General features: G+C 61.6%; 13 protein-coding genes. 11 read left to right on the top strand and 2 right to left on the bottom strand.

The features are described from left to right. Nucleotides 1–136 precede the first annotated feature (136 nt). The 3 genes from BMY98_RS04060 to BMY98_RS04050 all read left to right on the top strand — a co-directional run bounded on the left by BMY98_RS04060 (nucleotide 137) and on the right by BMY98_RS04050 (nucleotide 2170). The gene (locus BMY98_RS04060) at nucleotides 137–577 is read left to right on the top strand and encodes an acyl-CoA thioesterase (protein WP_074885048.1); all 441 of its coding nucleotides are present in this window, start codon (nucleotides 137–139) and stop codon (nucleotides 575–577) included. A 74-nt stretch (nucleotides 578–651) separates the two neighbouring features. Then, complete coding sequence (locus BMY98_RS04055) at nucleotides 652–1611, top strand: tRNA dihydrouridine synthase (protein WP_074885047.1); 960 nt, start codon at nucleotides 652–654, stop codon at nucleotides 1609–1611. Nucleotides 1612–1726: 115 nt separating this feature from the next. After that, nucleotides 1727–2170: an Hsp20 family protein gene (locus BMY98_RS04050; protein WP_074885044.1), complete on the top strand. Its 444-nt coding sequence runs from the start codon at nucleotides 1727–1729 to the stop codon at nucleotides 2168–2170. Between the two features lie 532 nt (nucleotides 2171–2702). Here BMY98_RS04050 and BMY98_RS04045 read toward each other — a convergent pair. Then, nucleotides 2703–3590 carry a LysR family transcriptional regulator gene (locus tag BMY98_RS04045; RefSeq protein ID WP_074885042.1) on the bottom strand — a complete coding sequence of 296 codons (888 nt, stop codon included), beginning with the start codon at nucleotides 3588–3590 and terminating at the stop codon, nucleotides 2703–2705. Between the two features lie 155 nt (nucleotides 3591–3745). On the opposite strand from BMY98_RS04045, the gene leuC reads away from it, so the two are divergent. The 4 genes from leuC to asd all read left to right on the top strand — a co-directional run bounded on the left by leuC (nucleotide 3746) and on the right by asd (nucleotide 8238). Beyond that, nucleotides 3746–5170: a 3-isopropylmalate dehydratase large subunit gene (leuC, locus tag BMY98_RS04040; RefSeq protein ID WP_074885038.1), complete on the top strand. Its 1425-nt coding sequence runs from the start codon at nucleotides 3746–3748 to the stop codon at nucleotides 5168–5170. A 10-nt stretch (nucleotides 5171–5180) separates the two neighbouring features. Then, a complete protein-coding gene (gene leuD / locus BMY98_RS04035; RefSeq protein WP_074885036.1) occupies nucleotides 5181–5819 on the top strand; it encodes a 3-isopropylmalate dehydratase small subunit in 639 nt (212 codons plus the stop codon). Nucleotides 5820–5961: 142 nt separating this feature from the next. Then, nucleotides 5962–7044, top strand: coding sequence for a 3-isopropylmalate dehydrogenase (leuB, locus tag BMY98_RS04030; RefSeq protein WP_074885033.1), 1083 nt, complete (start codon nucleotides 5962–5964; stop codon nucleotides 7042–7044). Nucleotides 7045–7125: 81 nt separating this feature from the next. Further along, complete coding sequence (asd, locus tag BMY98_RS04025) at nucleotides 7126–8238, top strand: aspartate-semialdehyde dehydrogenase (RefSeq protein ID WP_065986059.1); 1113 nt, start codon at nucleotides 7126–7128, stop codon at nucleotides 8236–8238. 945 nt (nucleotides 8239–9183) lie between these two features. Here asd and BMY98_RS04020 read toward each other — a convergent pair. Then, nucleotides 9184–10323 (bottom strand): acyltransferase family protein, encoded by a 1140-nt coding sequence (locus BMY98_RS04020; protein WP_074885030.1) that lies wholly within the window; start codon nucleotides 10321–10323, stop codon nucleotides 9184–9186. A 400-nt stretch (nucleotides 10324–10723) separates the two neighbouring features. On the opposite strand from BMY98_RS04020, the gene BMY98_RS04015 reads away from it, so the two are divergent. The 4 genes from BMY98_RS04015 (at nucleotide 10724) to BMY98_RS04000 (ending at nucleotide 15082) form a co-directional block, all read left to right on the top strand. Then, a complete protein-coding gene (locus tag BMY98_RS04015) occupies nucleotides 10724–11740 on the top strand; it encodes a 2-dehydro-3-deoxygalactonokinase (RefSeq protein ID WP_074885027.1) in 1017 nt (338 codons plus the stop codon). Between the two features lies 1 nt (nucleotide 11741). Further along, entirely contained in the window at nucleotides 11742–12377 is a 636-nt protein-coding gene (locus BMY98_RS04010) for a 2-dehydro-3-deoxy-6-phosphogalactonate aldolase (RefSeq protein ID WP_074885025.1), read from the top strand. Nucleotides 12378–12431: 54 nt separating this feature from the next. Then, nucleotides 12432–13580: a galactonate dehydratase gene (gene dgoD, locus BMY98_RS04005; RefSeq protein WP_065986272.1), complete on the top strand. Its 1149-nt coding sequence runs from the start codon at nucleotides 12432–12434 to the stop codon at nucleotides 13578–13580. 257 nt (nucleotides 13581–13837) lie between these two features. Beyond that, nucleotides 13838–15082, top strand: coding sequence for an MFS transporter (locus tag BMY98_RS04000; protein WP_425438844.1), 1245 nt, complete (start codon nucleotides 13838–13840; stop codon nucleotides 15080–15082). Nucleotides 15083–15318: the final 236 nt, after the last annotated feature.

Below are 15318 nucleotides of genomic sequence, written 5' to 3'. Positions count from 1 at the left end.
GTCAGTGGGACCGGCTTCAGCCGGGAAGAGGCCAGCGCATGCCACTTCAGGCTCTGGCCAGGCAAGACCGCTATCAGTTTTGTCCGATGCTTTTGGTTACACTGCCCGGGTGATGAATTTGATAGGGCAGGAAGAAATGGTCTGGGATCTGGCAACGCCGTTCGTCATCGATCTGCAGGTGGGCGAGGAGGATATCGACGGCCTGGGTCACGCCAACAACGCCGTGTACGTCACCTGGCTCGAACGCTGCGCGTGGCGGCATTCCCAGCAGTTGGGCCTGGACCTGACCGAGTACCGTCGGCTGGACCGGGCCATGGCCGTTGTGCGTCACGAAATCGACTACCTGGCCAGCGCCTATCAGGATGACGAACTGCAACTGGCGACCTGGATCGTCGATTGGGATCAGCGCCTGAAAATGACCCGGCGCTTTCAGCTGAAACGTCCCAGTGACGGCGTGACCTTGTTGCGCGCGCAAACCACCTTCGTCTGCATCGAACTCTCGTCGGGCAAACCCAAGCGCATGCCGAGCGAGTTCATCGACGGATACGCTGCCGGCCTCCACAGCGCGATCTCCTGACGTCCGGCACGCTTAATCCGTATCCAATCCGCCGGCCTCTGCGTAAACTGCCGGACTTTTTTCGAGTGTGACCCATGCAAATTGCCCTGGCGCCCATGGAAGGCCTGGTCGACGACATCCTCCGCGACGTGCTGACGCAAGTCGGCGGCATCGACTGGTGCGTGACTGAATTCATCCGGGTGACCGAGCGCGTGCTGCCGGAGCATTACTTCCACAAGCTCGCATCCGAGTTGTTGCAGGGCTCGAAAACCCGCGCCGGCGTGCCGCTGCGTGTGCAGCTGCTGGGTTCGGACCCGGTGTGCCTGGCCGAGAACGCAGCCTTCGCGGCCGAATTGGGCGCGCCGGTCATTGACCTGAATTTCGGCTGCCCGGCCAAGACCGTCAACAAGTCGCGAGGCGGGGCAGTGTTGCTCAAAGAGCCGGAGCTGCTGCACACCATCCTCAGTCACGTACGCCGCGCCGTGCCGGCGCACATTCCGGTCACCGCGAAAATGCGCCTGGGCTATGACAGCACCGAGCCGGCCCTTGATTGCGCCCGGGCCCTGGAAGCGGGCGGCGCGGAACACATCGTTGTCCACGCCCGCACCAAGGTCGACGGCTACAAGCCGCCGGCGCACTGGGAATGGATCGGCAAGATTCAGGACGTGGTGAAGATTCCGATCATTGCCAACGGCGAGATCTGGACCGTGGACGACTGGCGCCGCTGCCGGGAAATCTGCGGGGCCCGCGACATCATGATCGGTCGCGGTCTGGTGGCCCGTCCGGACCTGGGCCGGCAGATCGCCGCTGCTCAGGCCGGGCGTGAGGTCATCCCCATGACCTGGACCGAATTGCAGCCGCTGCTGCGTGATTTCTGGCTGCAGGCCATGGCCAAGATGACCCGCGTCCAGGCACCGGGCCGGCTCAAGCAATGGTTGGTCCTGCTGACCAAAAGCTACCCCGAAGCGACCGTGCTGTTCGATGCCCTGCGCCGCGAAACCGACTGCGAACGGATCAGCCGTATGCTCGGTGTGAGCGTGCCGGAAGCCGCCTGAAAATTTTTTTTGAAGGGCTCTTGAAACGCAAATGGCCGTCCCTACTTTGGGATTACGCGACGCCGAAGTCGGGTCGCGGAGATAACCACTTGCTGATTTATCAGGAGATTTTCAGATGACTACTGCATTTTCCCTGGCTCCACTGTTCCGTCACTCGGTTGGCTTCGACCGCTTCAACGACCTGTTCGAGTCGGCCGCGCGCAACGAGTCGGCCAGCAGCTACCCTCCCTACAACGTCGAAAAACACGCTGATGATCAATACCGCATTGTCATCGCGGCGGCGGGGTTCCAGGAGGACGATCTGGAGTTGCAAGTCGAGAAGGGCGTACTGACCGTCACGGGCAACAAGCGTGAGAACACCGCGGAAGGCGTGACCTTCCTGCACCAGGGCATTGCCCAGCGTGCCTTCAAGCTGTCGTTCCGCCTGGCTGACCATATTGAGGTCAAGAACGCTGCTTTGGCCAATGGCCTGTTGAACATTGACCTGCTGCGTCTGGTGCCTGAAGAGGCCAAGCCAAAACGCATCGAAATCAATGCACAGAAGACCCTGACTCATTGATCCCGAGTCAGCATGAGAAGGCGCCCCGCGGGGCGCCTTTTTTGTGTCCGTCGCATGCCCATTGTGAGTGGGGCGCCGGTCACAATTCACGACTGCTGCGCAGCCGATCGCGGGCAAGCGCGCTCCTACGCCCTCCGGGCAGAATCAAAAGCTCAACCTGACACCCAACCAATCCCGGACCCCCGCACAACCTGTAGGAGCGCTTGCCCGCGAATGCAATCTTCCAGATGACGCAGCGCAGAATGGCCCACCGCGTTCGCCAGCAAGCCGGCTCCGGATTTCGCGATCAGCCACGACTGATCATTTTCCGAAAACCGGTGTAGGAGCGCGCTTGCCCGCGAATGCAGGCTGTCAGTCGGTTGTTCGTCACAGGCGGAATGCGGTCGCGGGCAAGCGCGCTTCTACACTGGTTCCAGGGAAGGCACACAATCTGTGGCGTAGAGAAGATCCGTGGGAGCCGGCTTGCTGGCGAATGCTGTCTGTCATTCACCGAAGTGGGATCGCCGAACCGCGTTCGCCAGCAAGCCGGGTTCTACCGTTGCTGAAACTCCGCAGCCTGCGCGTCCAGCAGCGCCATGAATGCCCGCGCGGCATTGGACAGTGTGCGTTCGGTGTGGACGATGTACCCCAGTTGCCGCCGTAACTGGACACCCGGCAACGGGATGGCTGTGACTTGTTCGTCGAGCATGGTCCGGGGCAGGACGCTCCAGGCCAGGCCGATGGACACCATCATCTTGATCGTCTCCATGTAATTGGTGCTCATGGCGATATTGGGCTTCAGCCCCTGCGATTCGCACAGCTCGCTGACGATGTGGTGGGTGAAGGTGTTCTCGCCCGGAAACACAGCCGGGTAGCGGGCGAGGTCGGCCAGGCTGACGTCGGCCTGAGTCGCCAGCGGATGCTCGGGCGCGGCAACGAAGTCCAGCGGGTCGTCCCATACCTTCACGGCCTTCACCAGCCCGTGGGGTTCCGGCGCCAAGGTAATCACTGCCAGTTCGGCACGACCGTGAAGGATTTCTTCGTAGGCCACTTCCGAATCGAGAAACTGAATGTCCAGCGCAACGTCCGGGTAGGTTTTGGTAAACGCCCTTAACAGCGTAGGCAACCGGTGCAGTCCGATGTGGTGACTGGTCGCCAGGGTCAGGCGCCCGGTGACTTCCCCGGTCAGGTTGGTCAGCGCACGACGGGTGTCGTCCAGCACATTGAGGATTTGATAAGCGCGGGGAAGCAGGGCGCGCCCGGCTTCGGTCAAACTCACTTCGCGGCCCAGCCGATCAAACAGCCGCACGTCCAGCTGCTGCTCCAGACCGGCGATGCGCTTGCTGACTGCCGGTTGCGTCAGGTGCAGGCGCTCTCCGGCGGCCGAGAAACTGCCCATCTCGGCGATGGCGATAAAGGCATTGAGATTAGCCAGATCCATCTCGGATTCCTGTTGGTTATGCAAAGCATGAAAAATATGAATTTGAGTTATTTAAGCATATTCCATAGCATCCCCCCCACAAGCCAAGGGTCTTTACGGTGTCATTGCGACATCGGCGGCCGGGGCATAGAAATACGCTGATGAGGAACCGTCTGATGGCTGGCAAAACGCTCTACGACAAGCTCTGGGATTCGCATTTGGTCAAGCAGCGCGACGATGGCTCCGCGCTGCTGTACATCGACCGTCACATCATCCACGAAGTGACCTCGCCTCAGGCTTTCGAAGGCTTGCGCCTGGCCCGTCGCAAACCGTGGCGCATCGACGCCAACGTTGCGACCGTCGACCACAACGTACCGACCACCCCGGACCGCAAGGACGGCGTCGACGCCATCGTCGATCAGGTGTCGCGCTTGCAGGTCAAGACACTGGACGACAACTGCGACGAGTACGGCATCACCGAATTCAAGATGAACGACATCCGTCAGGGCATCGTTCACGTCATCGGCCCGGAGCAGGGCGCGACCTTGCCGGGCATGACCGTGGTTTGCGGCGACTCACACACCTCGACTCACGGCGCATTCGGCGCCCTGGCTCACGGCATCGGCACGTCCGAGGTCGAGCACGTCCTCGCGACCCAGTGCCTGGTCGCCAAGAAAATGAAGAACATGCAAGTGAAGGTCGAAGGCAAGTTGCCGTTCGGCGTCACGGCCAAGGACATCGTCCTGGCTATCATCGGCAAGATCGGCACCGCCGGCGGTAACGGCCATGCCATCGAATTCGCCGGCAGCGCCATTCGCGACCTGTCCGTCGAGGGCCGCATGACCATCTGCAACATGTCCATCGAAGCGGGCGCCCGTGTGGGTCTGGTGGCGACCGATGAAAAGACCATTGCCTACGTGAAGGGGCGTCCTTTCGCACCGACTGCCGGGCAGTGGGACGCAGCCGTCGAAGCGTGGAAAGACCTGGTGTCCGACGACGACGCGGTGTTCGACACCGTGGTTGAACTCGACGCGACCCAGATCAAGCCGCAAGTCAGCTGGGGCACGTCCCCGGAAATGGTCGTGGCCGTGGATCAGAATGTGCCGGATCCGGCGCAGGAAACCGATCTGGTGAAACGTGGCTCCATCGAGCGTGCGTTGAAGTACATGGGCCTGAAAGCCAATCAGGCGATCACCGATATTCAACTGGATCGCGTGTTCATCGGCTCCTGCACCAACTCGCGGATCGAAGACCTGCGCGCCGCGGCGGACATCGCCAAAGGCCGCAAAGTGGCGTCGACCATCAAGCAGGCGATCGTCGTGCCGGGCTCGGGTCTGGTGAAAGAACAGGCCGAGCGGGAAGGGCTGGACAAGGTCTTCATCGAAGCCGGTTTCGAATGGCGTGAGCCAGGCTGCTCGATGTGCCTGGCGATGAACCCGGACCGCCTCGAGAGCGGCGAGCACTGCGCATCGACCTCGAACCGTAACTTTGAAGGCCGTCAGGGCGCCGGTGGGCGTACTCACCTGGTCAGCCCGGCGATGGCGGCAGCTGCGGCAGTCAACGGCCGTTTCGTCGACGTTCGCACCATGAGCCAGGCATAAGGAGCCCCGTATGAAGCCTTTTACTCAACACACCGGTCTGGTCGCTCCGCTGGATCGCGCCAACGTCGACACCGATCAGATCATCCCCAAGCAGTTCCTCAAGTCGATCCGCCGGACCGGCTTTGGCCCGAACCTGTTTGACGAGTGGCGCTACCTCGACGTGGGCCAGCCGTATCAGGACAACAGCAAGCGTCCGTTGAACCCGGATTTCGTGCTCAACGCCGAGCGTTACCAAGGCGCCAGTGTCTTGCTGGCCCGGGAAAACTTCGGCTGCGGATCGAGCCGCGAACACGCGCCCTGGGCGCTGGAAGAGTACGGTTTTCGCAGCATCATCGCGCCGAGTTACGCGGACATTTTCTTCAACAACAGCTTCAAGAACGGCCTGCTGCCGATCATCCTGAGCGAAAGCGAAGTCGATGAGCTGTTCAAAGTGGTTGAAGCCACACCGGGCTATCAGTTGAGCGTGGACCTGGAAGCGCAGACCGTGACCCGCGAAGATGGCAAGGTGTACCGCTTTGAAATCGACGCCTTCCGCAAGCACTGCCTGCTCAACGGCCTGGACGACATCGGCCTGACTCTGGTGGACGGCGAGGCGATTGCGGCGTTCGAGAGCAAGCATCGGGCTTCGCAGCCTTGGCTGTTTCGCTGAGGGGCAGTCTTAAGCTGCAAGCTGCAAGCTGCAAGAAATTCCGAGCCAGGCGCTGCATCACTCGTGGCTTGCCGCTTGAAGCTTGCCGCTGCCGAGTCGGCCTCGTTTTCCGGGCCGACATCTATTTTGAAACGAGGACGTTATGAGCAAGCAGATTCTGATTCTCCCAGGTGATGGCATCGGTCCGGAAATCATGGCCGAGGCGGTCAAGGTGCTGGAACTGGCCAGCGAGAAATATCAACTGGGTTTCGAACTGAGCCACGATGTCATCGGCGGCGCGGCCATCGACAAGCACGGTGTGCCGCTGGCGGATGAGACCCTTGAGCGCGCTCGCGCCGTTGACGCGGTGCTGCTCGGCGCCGTAGGCGGCCCGAAATGGGACGCCATCGAGCGCGACATTCGTCCGGAGCGGGGCCTGCTGAAGATCCGCTCGCAACTGGGCCTGTTCGCCAATCTGCGTCCGGCAATTCTCTATCCGCAACTGGCCGATGCCTCCAGCTTGAAGCCTGAGATCGTGGCCGGCCTGGACATCCTTATCGTCCGCGAGCTGACCGGTGGCATCTACTTCGGCGCACCACGCGGCACCCGCGAACTGGAAAACGGCGAGCGCCAGTCCTACGATACGTTGCCCTACAGCGAAAGCGAGATCCGCCGCATCGCCCGCGTCGGCTTCGACATGGCCCGCGTGCGCGGCAAGAAGCTTTGCTCGGTGGACAAGGCCAACGTGCTGGCGTCCAGTCAGTTGTGGCGCGAAATCGTCGAGCAGGTGGCCAAGGATTACCCGGACGTCGAACTCAGCCACATGTACGTTGACAACGCTGCCATGCAGCTGGTCCGCGCACCGAAGCAGTTCGACGTGATCGTCACCGACAACATGTTCGGCGACATCCTCTCCGACGAAGCATCCATGCTGACCGGGTCCATCGGCATGCTGCCATCGGCATCGCTGGATTCGAACAACAAGGGCATGTACGAGCCTTGCCACGGTTCGGCGCCTGACATCGCCGGCAAAGGTGTGGCCAACCCGCTGGCGACGATTCTGTCGGTGTCGATGATGCTGCGTTACAGCTTCAACGAACACACCGCCGCCGACGCCATCGAGAAAGCCGTGAGCCTGGTGCTGGATCAGGGTTTGCGCACCGGCGACATCTGGTCCGAAGGTAATGCCCGGGTCGGGACGCAGGAAATGGGCGACGCCGTAGTCGCCGCGCTGCGCAATCTGTAATATCTCGGGCCCACGACTGTCAGGTTGAGCCCATTGGCTCTCTGCGGTCGGGGCCCCACTTTTAATTAAGGTGTAGTTGCGATGAAACGTGTAGGTCTGGTCGGTTGGCGCGGGATGGTCGGTTCCGTGCTCATGCAGCGCATGCTGGAAGAGCAGGATTTCGATCTCATTGAGCCGGTTTTTTTCACCACCTCCAACGTCGGCGGCCAAGGCCCGTCGGTGGGCAAGGACGTCGCGCCGCTGAAGGATGCCTACAGCATCGACGAACTCAAGACCCTGGACGTGGTGCTGACCTGCCAGGGCGGCGACTACACCAACGAAGTCTTCCCCAAGCTGCGCGAAGCGGGCTGGCAGGGTTACTGGATCGACGCGGCGTCGTCCCTGCGCATGCAGGACGATGCGGTGATCATCCTTGATCCGGTCAACCGCAAGGTCATCGACCAGCAGCTGGACGCCGGCACCAAAAACTACATCGGCGGCAACTGCACCGTCAGCCTGATGCTGATGGGCCTGGGCGGGCTGTTCGAGGCCGGTCTGGTGGAGTGGATGAACGTCATGACGTATCAGGCCGCTTCCGGCGCCGGTGCGCAGAACATGCGTGAGCTGATCAAGCAGATGGGCGCGATCAATGCGTCGGTGGCCGACGAGCTGGCGAACCCTGCCAGCGCGATTCTGGACATCGATCGCAAGGTGGCTGACGCGATGCGTGGTGAGGGTTTCCCGACCGAGAACTTCGGTGTGCCGCTGGCGGGCAGTCTGATCCCGTGGATCGACAAGGAGCTGCCGAACGGTCAGAGCCGCGAGGAGTGGAAAGGGCAGGCGGAGACGAACAAGATTCTGGGTCGTTTCAAGAGCCCGATTCCGGTCGATGGTATTTGCGTGCGCATCGGCGCGATGCGGTGCCACAGTCAGGCGCTGACGATCAAGCTGAACAAGGATGTGCCGATCGCGGATATCGAGGGGATGATCAGTCAGCACAATCCGTGGGTGAAGCTGGTGCCGAATAATCGCGAAGCGAGCATTCAGGAGCTGAGCCCGACGTCGGTGACCGGGACGTTGAATATCCCGGTGGGGCGTTTGCGTAAGTTGAATATGGGTTCGCAGTATCTGGGCGCGTTTACCGTGGGCGATCAGTTGCTGTGGGGCGCGGCCGAGCCGTTGCGTCGGATGCTTCGGATTTTGCTCGAGCGGTAATCACTGCTCGTAGGGGACTGATTTATTTACATAGCTTCACCGTAAATTAATCTGTCCCCGGATCTGCGGCGTGGGTCAGTACGCCAAGATCAAGAGCGTCTGCCTGGGGGCAGACGTTTCGCCTTCGGCGAGTTACTTGGAAAAGCACCCCAAGTAACCAAGGGTGCCTGCTCCTGGCTTGGTTCCTCCTTCGTCGGAATTCCCTCACTCCGGTCCCGCTCCGTGGGCCCGCGCCGAACGGGCATCCATGCCCTGACGGCGCTCTCGCCGCATCCCTGCGGCTCGACCCACTCCGCGAGACCTCCGTTCAGCCTGCACCCAAGTCGCGATGGGTGGCGTCTGGGCTTTTTGCGTACGAAAATCAAGATCAAAAGCGCGTTTAAAGCAGATCAGAAGCTTCCCGGCTAAAGCCGGTCCCACAGGTGCGCGCGGTCTGTTAGTGGGACTGGCTTTAACCGGGAAGGGGCCGGGTCATTCACCATCGATTATCCGATCGTTCCCACGCTCCGCGTGGTAATGCCGCCTCGGACGCTCTGCGTCCTGCAGAAGATGGGCATCAAGTCACCTATCTGACGCGGAGCGTCACAGGATGCATTCCCACGCGGAGCGTGGGAACGATCAAACACCGCGCACACCTGTGGGACCAGCTTTAGCCGGGAAGCTTTTGATCTTGCTCTTGATCTGCTTTTGCCCTTCAAACACAAAAGGTCCAGCCACCGCAAAAGGCGACTTTGGTGCAGGCCGAACGCAGACGACGCGGAGTGGGCCGAGCCGCAGGGATGCGGCGAGAGCGCCGTCAGGACATGGATGTCCGTTCGGCGCGGGCCCACGGAGCGTCGTCGGAGTGAGGGAACCCGACGCAGTCGGGCCAAACCGAGAGCAGGCACTTTTGGTTACTTTTAGTGCTTTTTAAAAGTAACTCGCCGAAGGCGAAACAATCTGCCCCTAGGCAGATGCCTCTGATCTTGATCTTGATCTTAACCCCGCACAAAGCCGCATGCCCGGCACTTCGATGTAGCGATGAACCACCATCGAAACCACCACAACCGCCACCACCACCAGCAGCATCAACAGATTGTCGTTCAGCGCACTGCCCGTACTCAGATACCGCACCAGCGACCCCGGAATCTCCCCTGGCTTGTCCACCAGCAACGGATAACCGCCAAACTTCGCCGCCACCGTCAGCCCCGTCGCGACCACGAAAATCACCGCCGCATGGGTCAGGTAAATCGACAGCCACAACCGGCCCAGCGCCGGAAACACCCGCACCTGCAACAACCGCGAAACCACCCCGGCCTCCCAGGCAAACACCAGAATCGCCAGGCAAAACAGCAGCGCCAGCTCAATCGTCAGCGGGGCTTCGCCGTCCACCATCAGCCAGGCGATCGCCGCCAATACCGCCACCTCAAGCACACTGCCCAGCACCAGTCCCGGCGCGAAATTCCGCATCCTCGAGTACAACCGATACGTCACCGTGCCTGCAAAAAAACAGGCCGCGCCCCACAACACATAGCGCGTCAGCAGATCGGAATCCGCGAATAACCCGACAAACGCCAACCCGCCCAGCAGCGTGAAAATCATCCGCGCCATGCCTGGCAGCGCATAGCAGACCAGCCCGAAGATCAGCCACAGGTAAAACGCGACACTTAACCACCACGACGGGTAGTTGAACGACAGCGCATTGAAGCCCGGCCACCACGCCTGAATCAGCAACAGATTGGGCAGGATCTCCCCAGGGGCACGGTCACCACTGAACGCCGGGAAATTCAACAGAAGCCCGTAGCGCTCCAGCACCAGCTTCAAACACTCGAACCCGATGAAGAACAACAGCACCGCGATGTGCAGCGGCAGGACCCGGCAGGCGCGGGCAACCATGAAGTCGCCCAGCTGCCGCGAGGTGTTCAGTGTGCCGACGTAGCGCCGGTACAGCAGAAAGCCGCTCAGGGCGAAGAACAGACCGGCGAACTGACTGGCGTTACGGAAAAACGTCAGCTCCGTGATGCTTCGCTCGATGTGCGAGTGATGAACGATCAGGGTCAGGGCGCAGAGACCGCGCAGGCTGTCGAGCACGGGGAATCGCTTCATCTTGATGATCCTTGTTTCAGATGAGTTAAGCGTGCGGGCACGCGAACGGCGCCAGCAGGCGTGCAGGGCAGGGCAGGGGAAGACAGGGAGGAACAGACAGGAAAGTTACCACCTTCGGCACTGAGGCTGATGAGTGGCGGAGGGCGTTTGGAGAACAGGAGGTGACGCACTGCACGCTCGTAGCCGAAGGCTAACACCGGGTTCGTGAAAGTTTTGCCAACGGCGGGCGGCAGTATGCCCGAACCGCCACCCCGTTCGGAACAGGCAACCGCCGAAGTGTCAGCACCCAAAATACGTAAAATCCCTATATATGGGATTGGCAGTTATATATTGAGATTGTCCAGAAAACCGGTTTATAGTCCGCCCCGCATTCACTCATTAATAACAATCAGGTGAAGCCATGCAGGCGCAATTGATTGCGCTCGACTGGGGTACCACATCCCTTCGCGCGTATCGACTCGGCGAACACGGCCGGGTACTGGAACAACGTTCGCTCAGCGCGGGCATCATGCAGTTGCCATCGACACCTCGTTCGATCAGCGGGCAGCAGGTTTCCAACGGATTCGAGCTGGCGTTCGACGAAGCCTGCGGCGACTGGCTCGACGCGGACCCCACGCTGCCGGTGATTGCTTGCGGCATGGTCGGCAGCGCCCAGGGCTGGCGCGAAGCGGTTTATCAGCAGACCCCCGCCAGCGTCGCGGCGCTTAGCTCTGCGTTGGTCACGGTGCGCAGCGTGCGCGGCGTCGACGTTCACATCATTCCCGGCATCCTGCAGCGCTCCGAGCTGCCCAACGTGATGCGCGGTGAAGAAACCCAGGTCCTCGGCATTCTCGACTCGCTGCCCGCCAGCGAAGCCGCCAGACCCCTGTTGATCGGCCTGCCCGGCAGCCATTCGAAGTGGGTGAGGGCGGTGGACGGCCGAATCGAGCATTTCGATACCTTCATGACCGGTGAGGTTTACGCCGCGCTGTCCAGCCACACCATTCTCGGCCGCACGATGCAGCGCAGCGATACCTTCGACGCCGAAGCGTTTGACCGAGGCGTGGCGGTGTCGCGGTCGGCCAATGGCGCGGCGGGTCCGCTGTCGACTATCTTCAGTTGTCGCACCCTCGGTCTGACGGGTGTGTTGTCCGGCACCGCGCAATCCGATTACTTGTCCGGCCTGTTGATCGGCCATGAAATCGTCGCGCTGGCGCAACTGCTGCGCCAGACCGACGCGCAGTTGCCTGCCGTGATCCTGATCGGCAGCGACGCCCTGATCGCACGCTACCAGCGCGCCCTCGATGCCAATGGTTTTGCCCAGGTGACCCTGGCAGAGCAGGCCACCGAGCGTGGCCTCTGGCAGGTTGCGGTGCAGGCCGGTCTGATTCAATCCCCCTCTTCGGCCGCTGCCCGGCCCCTTCACGTAGAGAACTGACATGCTCAAGCAAGCCCTCGTGCAAAACGGCCTGGTCGCGATTCTGCGCGGCCTGCGCCCCGAAGAAGCGCCGGCCATCGGTGATGTCCTGTACACCGCCGGTTTCCGCGTCATCGAAGTGCCGCTCAATTCCCCGCAGCCGTACGACAGCATCCGCCTGCTGCGTCAGAGCCTGCCCGCCGATTGCCTGATCGGTGCGGGCACGGTGCTGACGCCGGAGCAAGTGCGCCAGGTCAAGGAAGCCGGCGGCCAGGTCATCGTCATGCCCCACAGTGATCCGAAGGTGCTGCGCGCGGCCAAGGCCGAAGGCATGTTTCTGTCTCCGGGTGTGGCGACGCCGACCGAAGCCTTCGCCGCCCTGGCCGAAGGCGCCGACGTGCTGAAGATGTTCCCTGCCGAGCAAATGGGCCCGGCAGTGGTCAAGGCCTGGCTGGCGGTGTTGCCGGCCGGCACGGCGCTGATCCCGGTCGGCGGCATCACCCCGGACAACATGAAAGTGTTCCTCGACGCCGGCGTGTCCGGTTTCGGCCTGGGTTCGGGGCTGTTCAAGCCCGGCATGAGCGCCGACGACGTGGCCAAGAGCGCCAAGGCCTACGTTGATGCCTGGAACCAGCACAAGCCTGCCAACAATCAGTGAACCACCCGCTCGTTGCGCCAACGAGCTTGTGTTTACGAATAAGAGAGACAAGACATGAAAATCACCAAACTCACGACCTACATCGTTCCGCCGCGCTGGTGCTTCCTGAAAGTCGAGACCGATCAGGGCGTCACCGGTTGGGGCGAGCCTGTGGTCGAAGGCCGCGCGCACACCGTGGCTGCAGCGGTTGAGGAACTGTCCGACTATTTGATCGGCAAAGACCCACGCAACATCGAAGACATCTGGACTGTGCTCTATCGCGGCGGCTTCTACCGGGGCGGCGCCATTCACATGAGCGCGCTGGCCGGCATCGACCAAGCGCTGTGGGACATTAAGGGCAAGGCGCTGGGCGTGTCGGTCAGCGACCTGCTCGGCGGCCAGGTGCGCGACAAGATTCGGGTGTATTCGTGGATCGGCGGCGACCGTCCGGCTGACACCGCGCGTGCGGCGAAAGAAGCGGTGGAGCGTGGCTTCACTGCGGTGAAAATGAACGGCACCGAAGAGCTGCAGTTCCTCGACACCTTCGACAAGGTCGACCTGGCCCTGGCCAACGTCGCCGCGGTACGTGATGCCGTGGGCCCGAATGTCGGCATCGGCGTCGATTTCCATGGTCGCGTGCACAAGCCGATGGCCAAGGTGCTGATGAAGGAGCTGGACCCCTACAAGCTGATGTTCATCGAAGAGCCGGTACTCAGCGAGAACTACGAAGCGCTGAAGGAACTGGCGCCGTTGACCAGCACGCCGATTGCCTTGGGCGAGCGTTTGTTCTCCCGTTGGGATTTCAAACGCGTGTTGAGCGAAGGTTATGTCGACATCATCCAGCCGGACGCGTCCCACGCCGGCGGCATCACCGAAACCCGCAAGATCGCCAACATGGCCGAAGCCTATGACGTGGCGCTGGCGCTGCATTGCCCGCTGGGTCCGATCGCGCTGGCCGCGTGCCTGCAACTGGACGCCGTTTGCTACAACGCATTCATTCAGGAGCAAAGCCTGGGTATCCATTACAACGAAAGCAACGACCTGCTCGACTACATCAAGAACCCCGAAGTCTTCGACTACGACAAGGGCATGGTGAAGATCCCGAACGGCCCCGGCCTGGGCATCGAGATCAACGAAGAGTACGTCAAGGAGCGCGCCGCCATCGGCCACCGCTGGCGCAACCCGATCTGGCGCCACGCCGACGGCAGCTTTGCCGAGTGGTGATTGCTCCCCGGGCTTAAGCCCGACTGATCATTCCCACGCTCCGCGTGGGAATGCATCCCCCGACGCTCGGCGTCGACTGCCGGACGCAGAGCGTCCAGAGCAGTGTTAGCACGCAGAGCGTGGGAACAATCAAACACACGAAACACAAAACTCCAGACCTCAGATAACCATAAAAAGAGGCACTTCCCTTGCGCACACAGACTGTTCCCCAGGCGCGGGCGACCACCGCCACGCCGACCCGCAAACGCTTTTTCATCATGGTGCTGCTGTTCATCACCGTGGTGATCAACTACCTCGACCGCAGCAACCTGTCCATCGCCGCGCCCGCACTGACCAGCGAGCTGGGCATCGATCCGGTGCACGTCGGCCTGATCTTCTCCGCGTTCGGCTGGACCTACGCCGCCATGCAGCTGCCCGGTGGCTGGCTGGTGGATCGCGTTCCGCCACGCATCCTCTACACCGTGGCGCTGGCGTTGTGGTCCATCGCGACTATCTTCCTCGGCTTCGTTGGCAGCTTCATCGGCCTGTTCGTCCTGCGCATGGCCGTCGGCGCGCTGGAGGCCCCGGCCTATCCGATCAACAGCCGGGTCGTCACCGCCTGGTTCCCGGAAAAGGAACGCGCCACCGCCGTCGGCTTTTACACCTCCGGCCAATTCGTCGGCCTGGCCTTCCTGACCCCTGTGCTCGCGTGGCTGCAGACCCGCTACGGCTGGCACATGGTGTTCGTGGCCACCGGCGGCGTCGGCGTGCTCTGGGCGGCGATCTGGTACATGGTTTACCGCGAACCCCGCGATTTCAAAGGCATCAACCAGGGCGAGATCGACCTGATCCAGGACGGCGGTGGCCTGGTCGACATGCAGACCGATGCCTCCAAACGCAAAACCGGTTTCAGCTGGCAGGACCTCGGTATCGTGCTGACCAAGCGCAAGTTATGGGGCATTTACCTCGGCCAGTTCTGCCTGAACTCGACGCTGTGGTTCTTCCTCACCTGGTTCCCGACCTACCTGGTCAAATACCGCGGCATGGACTTCATCAAGTCCGGCCTGCTGGCCTCGCTGCCGTTCCTTGCCGCATTCGTCGGCGTGCTCTGCTCGGGGTTCTTCTCCGACTGGCTGATCCGTCGCGGCCACACCGTAGGCTTCGCGCGCAAGACGCCGATCATCGCCGGTCTGCTGATCTCCACCTCGATCATCGGCGCCAACTACGTTGACTCGACCTCATTGGTGATTGCGTTCCTCGCCCTGGCGTTTTTTGGCAACGGCCTGGCGTCGATCACCTGGTCGCTGGTGTCGACCCTCGCCCCGGCGCGGCTGTTGGGGCTGACCGGCGGCACGTTCAACCTGATCGGCAACCTGGCGGCGATCGCCACGCCGATCGTCATTGGCTTCCTGGCGTCGGGTGATTCCTTTGCGCCGGCGATCACTTACATCGCCGTTCTGGCATTGCTCGGGGCGTTGTCCTACATCCTGCTGGTGGGCAAGGTGGAACGCATCGAGCTGTGATGACACTGTCGATGCGTAATGAGGGACGTCAATCACGTGCCCGGTGACGAACGTTTCTTGAGGAAGGCATGGCAGCCGCCAATGCCTTGGTAAGACGGGGCTTGGGAGGTTGTCTGCATCAAAGGGAGCAATCTTTCGAGCAGGTGCTCAGGCGCTCCACCGGATCGCTGCTGAACCGTTTGGAGGGACAAAATCGCCCCTCCAAACGGGTTTAGTATCGGGCGAGAGCACCCAAG

It is taken from the genome of Pseudomonas graminis (assembly GCF_900111735.1).
Classification (GTDB): domain Bacteria; phylum Pseudomonadota; class Gammaproteobacteria; order Pseudomonadales; family Pseudomonadaceae; genus Aquipseudomonas; species Aquipseudomonas graminis.
The sequence above is the reverse complement of the archived record's forward strand: the minus strand, read 5'-3'. Positions and strand labels throughout refer to the sequence as shown.

Coding starts and splice junctions, on each gene's coding strand:
- BMY98_RS04060 (WP_074885048.1), top strand. CDS start 137: ATGGTCTGGGATCTGGCAACGCCGTTCGTCATCGATCTGCAGGTGGGC.
- BMY98_RS04055 (WP_074885047.1), top strand. CDS start 652: ATGCAAATTGCCCTGGCGCCCATGGAAGGCCTGGTCGACGACATCCTC.
- BMY98_RS04050 (WP_074885044.1), top strand. CDS start 1,727: ATGACTACTGCATTTTCCCTGGCTCCACTGTTCCGTCACTCGGTTGGC.
- BMY98_RS04045 (WP_074885042.1), bottom strand. CDS start 3,590: ATGGATCTGGCTAATCTCAATGCCTTTATCGCCATCGCCGAGATGGGC.
- leuC (WP_074885038.1), top strand. CDS start 3,746: ATGGCTGGCAAAACGCTCTACGACAAGCTCTGGGATTCGCATTTGGTC.
- leuD (WP_074885036.1), top strand. CDS start 5,181: ATGAAGCCTTTTACTCAACACACCGGTCTGGTCGCTCCGCTGGATCGC.
- leuB (WP_074885033.1), top strand. CDS start 5,962: ATGAGCAAGCAGATTCTGATTCTCCCAGGTGATGGCATCGGTCCGGAA.
- asd (WP_065986059.1), top strand. CDS start 7,126: ATGAAACGTGTAGGTCTGGTCGGTTGGCGCGGGATGGTCGGTTCCGTG.
- BMY98_RS04020 (WP_074885030.1), bottom strand. CDS start 10,323: ATGAAGCGATTCCCCGTGCTCGACAGCCTGCGCGGTCTCTGCGCCCTG.
- BMY98_RS04015 (WP_074885027.1), top strand. CDS start 10,724: ATGCAGGCGCAATTGATTGCGCTCGACTGGGGTACCACATCCCTTCGC.
- BMY98_RS04010 (WP_074885025.1), top strand. CDS start 11,742: ATGCTCAAGCAAGCCCTCGTGCAAAACGGCCTGGTCGCGATTCTGCGC.
- dgoD (WP_065986272.1), top strand. CDS start 12,432: ATGAAAATCACCAAACTCACGACCTACATCGTTCCGCCGCGCTGGTGC.
- BMY98_RS04000 (WP_425438844.1), top strand. CDS start 13,838: ATGGTGCTGCTGTTCATCACCGTGGTGATCAACTACCTCGACCGCAGC.